General features: G+C 73.3%; 2 protein-coding genes. One reads left to right on the forward strand and one right to left on the reverse strand.

All coding sequences use genetic code 11. From position 1 onward, the window contains the following. A partial coding sequence (locus FV228_RS31540) for a hypothetical protein (protein ID WP_147857955.1) occupies positions 1-527 on the forward strand: 527 nt, incomplete at its 5' end. A gap of 4 nt (positions 528-531) precedes the next feature. Here the strand turns inward: FV228_RS31540 and FV228_RS31545 are convergent. Further along, a partial coding sequence (locus FV228_RS31545; RefSeq protein WP_187277999.1) for a helix-hairpin-helix domain-containing protein occupies positions 532-739 on the reverse strand: 208 nt, incomplete at its 5' end.

Raw genomic sequence — 739 nt, forward strand, 5'->3', positions numbered from 1 at the left:
CGCCCGCTCCGTCCGAGCCGGCCCCCGATCCCACTGCGGCCGCCGCCGCGCAGGTCGAGCAGCCCTGCGGGGCCCGCGCGGCGCGCTACGAGGGTGGCAAGGGGTTCAAGATGGTCGTGACCCGCGCCGGGCAGGTGCGGACCACGAATCCGCTCCGGCCGCTGACCCCGGAGGTGAACGAGGTCCTGCAGGTGGTGATCGCCGGCAAGGTCGCCACCGCGTACGGGCCGGATTTCGCCACGCTGCGGCGCGGCACGGCGCCGGCCACCATTGAGGCGATGCTCGGCGGGCCGATCCGCTGGCAGCCGTCCCTGCCGATCCTGGCGGACCCGATCACCATCGTGGCCGAGGAGGGCTCGACCCTGGCGCAGCTCGCGTTCCGCGCCTGCGAGGATCCCCCCGCCGTCAAGGCCGCGCCGAAGGCCCAGGCCAAGAAGAAGGCCCCCGTCCGGCGCGCGGCGCCGAAGGAGGCCACCCAGAAGGCGCCCCCGGGCTTCTCCATGCCCCAGGGCGCGATCGCCGAGTGAGCGCCTACTTCTGCTTGGCGATGACTTTGTCCTTGATCCCGTCGTAGACGCTCTGCGGGATGATCTTCTTGGAGACGAGGTCGTCCTTGCCGCGATAGGGCCGGCCCTTGATGATCGCGGCGGAGCGGGCGGCGCCGATGCCCGGGAGGGCGTCGAGGTCGGCGGCGCTGGCGCTGTTGAGGTCGAGCAGCGCGCCCTTGGCGGCGTTCGGC

This window comes from Methylobacterium sp. WL18, assembly GCF_008040015.1.
Classification (GTDB): domain Bacteria; phylum Pseudomonadota; class Alphaproteobacteria; order Rhizobiales; family Beijerinckiaceae; genus Methylobacterium; species Methylobacterium mesophilicum.